This is a genomic window from Candidatus Cloacimonadota bacterium (assembly GCA_020532085.1).
Classification (GTDB): domain Bacteria; phylum Cloacimonadota; class Cloacimonadia; order Cloacimonadales; family Cloacimonadaceae; genus Syntrophosphaera.
The window spans coordinates 1-3,108 of sequence record JAJBAV010000085.1 but is presented as its reverse complement, the minus strand read 5'-3'; the positions used below and the strand labels follow the sequence as shown (position 1 = coordinate 3,108).

3 protein-coding genes are annotated in these 3,108 nt (G+C 57.6%); all 3 read right to left on the bottom strand.

Features of this window, described 5'->3' with window-relative positions:
• Window positions 1–52: 52 nt before the first annotated feature.
• Window positions 53–274, bottom strand: a complete 222-nt coding sequence (locus LHW45_11225) for a hypothetical protein (GenBank protein ID MCB5286140.1) — start codon at window positions 272–274, stop codon at window positions 53–55.
• Window positions 275–606: 332 nt separating this feature from the next.
• Window positions 607–2,478 (bottom strand): hypothetical protein, encoded by a 1,872-nt coding sequence (locus LHW45_11220; protein ID MCB5286139.1) that lies wholly within the window; start codon window positions 2,476–2,478, stop codon window positions 607–609.
• Window positions 2,479–2,534: 56 nt separating this feature from the next.
• The coding region (locus tag LHW45_11215) for a hypothetical protein (protein MCB5286138.1) at window positions 2,535–3,108 on the bottom strand (574 nt) is incomplete at its 5' end.

Genomic DNA, 3,108 nt, shown 5'->3' with positions numbered 1-3,108 from the left:
TAAACGGCGCGTGCTATGGATACTGCGATAAGCATCCACAGAATTATGTGCATCAGGCACCTCCTGCGACCCAGCCGAACGGGTTCTCGCCGAAAATATAAGAGACATACGTGTAGGCGTGCATCCTGAGGTAACCGGCAACAGTTCCGTCGCCGTATGTGGTATAGAGCGACATGCACCAATCGACCAGGTGTACAGTCTCCCACAGCACTGCTGTGATCAGCAGGACCACTGCCAGACCTATGGCGGCTCTGGATAGAAAATATCCGAGCATCAGACGACGCCTCCGTTGAGCTGTATAAGGACCATGCCTACCAGTGTTATGACCGATAGGACCAGGAAGATCGCGCCGCTGATCAACAACAGCCCCTTTACGATCCCGATCATATCATCACCGCCAGTACGTCCGCGTAGAATCGGATCAGGGCGACGGCGCAGTAGACTGCACCTATGGCCATCATGCCCGGTAAGACTATGCCGCGCAGAGAAATCATCCGAACACCTCTGCAACCCAGAAGTCCAGATATCCCATCGCCATCAGGAGGGCAAAGAGGACCAGGGCACCAGCGATGATGAACGCGGCGGCCTTGATGACAATCCCGAGCATCAGAACCTCCACGGGAGCCAGCCCAATGGGTCCTCGTTGCCGAGGGCCACCCTTGCTATCCAATCGCTTGCAACGACGCCGATCAGCGCCACAACAAGCCCAATGACGATAAGCGCCGGCATCCTGATGATGTAGCCTATCAGCGCAACAATAGCGCCCAGCTCTATGACGATGATCATGATCAACGTCGATGCAGACAGCACCTTGGGTGCATCAGAGCGGTCCCAGTCAAGCTCCTCGAAGACAGAGATGCGCTGGACCTCCTCAACGTCCAGGTGAAGGCTTGGGACCTGCGCCCCGTCGTAAACGATCTCGTCAGGCAGGAAGTAAGCGCCCTTCTGGACGACGATGCTCTGATAGTTGCCGGCGGTCGATGCCGCGGTCCATCCTACGGCCGTATCCGCCGCATCCCAGACCATGACCATGCCGTCCTGGCCGAACGTGTTGTTCTGTCCGGAGTATATCGTCCAATCCTTGAGGTAGACGTACGGGGTGAATATCACGTTCTCTGCGATCGCGGTGCCGTCGGATGCATAGATGCTCCCGTGGCAGTAAAGATCGAGAGATTGCGAAGAGATCTTGGTCATGCCGTCCTTCAACACCCCGCCGTAGCTCGAGTTATACTGAGCGATCTGGTCGAGCGCCATTACGTACATGGCGTAGCTCTGCTCTGCGTCGACGCCCACGTTCATCAGATGCGGTATCAGCGACGAGGGGGAAAGCAACAGGTTGCTCGTATGGGTGTTGGCCGAGATCGTCCACATTACCTGAGCGGACTCGGCCGCCTCGAACAGCAGGGCGGTGAGCTGGTCATAGTACTCTCCATAGGAGCGGACTAATGCCGCAGGCGAGCCGTGAGATGTCTGCGGTGTGTCGCACCCCGTTATCCGGAAGTCGAGCGTAGAGCTTTCGACGGTCGTTCCGTCCCAGTTAATCCCGATCTTGTCGCCTGAAACGAAAGCGTATCCGTAGGAGTCGTCGCAGACTATGCCCATGACTCCCTTCACGGGAGCGGCGCTCTCGGAAACGGAAGACATGAACGGCCCTCCGTATGTTCCCGGCGAGAGGCGGTAGAACCCGGACGGAAGAGACGATATGTCATTTGCTCCCTTGGTAAGGGGAATTGCAGAGGATCCTTCCGCTATCGAAGTAATCGTCCCGGACGTGGTGTAAGCCCAGATCGTAGAGTTCTCGGGTGTCGCATCGTCACCGACGGTCTGCGAGAGATAGACGATATTGTCTGTACCGGTGACAGTCGCAAGGCTGCAGAAATCGACGTGCAATGTCGTTGTGGCGTTCCCGGTGCTTCCGTTGTCCCATATCAGCTCTATCTGCAGCTGTCCGCCGTAGTTGGTCGCATCCCACTCGTCGCGCAGATCGACGGATACTGACGCCGCGCGGTCAAGGACGTCCTGGGTGTTCAGATTCCCGGTGGAGACTGAGTCGTACACTCCGCCGAACTCAAGGATCCCGTCCGCGTTGAACTTCGCTCCCTCGTACCATACTGACCCGGCGGCTATCTCCGCCGCACGGTTCAGGTATGCGTCGGTCAGCTTCCACGTCTGAGAATCGCCCCGGACAAGGTCGGACGCGACCATCAGCAGGTTATATTGCTGCTCTGCGGAACGCTGTGCATCCACGTTCCTGGCGTACGCTTTGATAGCTTCGCTGTCGCCGGCACCGACGTCCGTCCGTCCGTTGTCCTGGTTGTAGTAGTCATAGATCCCCATCGCAGAGGAAGTCCCAGGGATAACTCTGAGCCACCACTTGATGGCGTCCGTCGTTCCGTCGTCTATCAATCCGGCAGTTACGGTCGGGTCCGCCTCCGCCTCCTCGGCGGTCGCAAGAGGGGCCGCGGTAATTGTCAGCATGAGTAACACCGACATTGCCGCAAGCGTTGCGACAGCTGTATTCCTGTGTTTATAATTTAAATCCATTTGATCACCATCAAAATTGCGACTGTGGCGCATAGGAGAGCTACGCCGGCAGGCCAGATGCTGCGGCTCGCGGCGGAGACAAGCAGAAGAACGATCGACATCGCTCCCAGAGCCATCGGCCAGACCGATATCGGCTCGGCAGGTTCTGGCACAGGCTCCGCGGCGGATGTGACCTCGATTATCTGCGAGTAGCTCGCCGGCCCGGATGGGCCGACCTGCTGCAGTACCAGAATGTAGATTCCGGGCCCTGCTGTCATTGCAAGATTCTTGCCCTCGTAGGCGGACACGAGCGAACCGTCAAGGTCTGTAAGGGACCAGGAATATCTGGTAACGGAATCCTGGGCAGACCCGGTCGGGGATGCCGATATGGTTTCGCCGGCGACCGATGCGCTGAACCGAACCCATGGGGCCGATAGCGGAGCATCGGTTACGTTGACAGACCAATATCTGTCGTTCAGCCAAACGTGGTATACTCCCGTCTCTCTTGGGACTCCGGTGACCACACGGTGTGCCTGATCATATGTCAGCCACGAGACTGTTCTGCCAGAAGAGTCCTTAACCGTC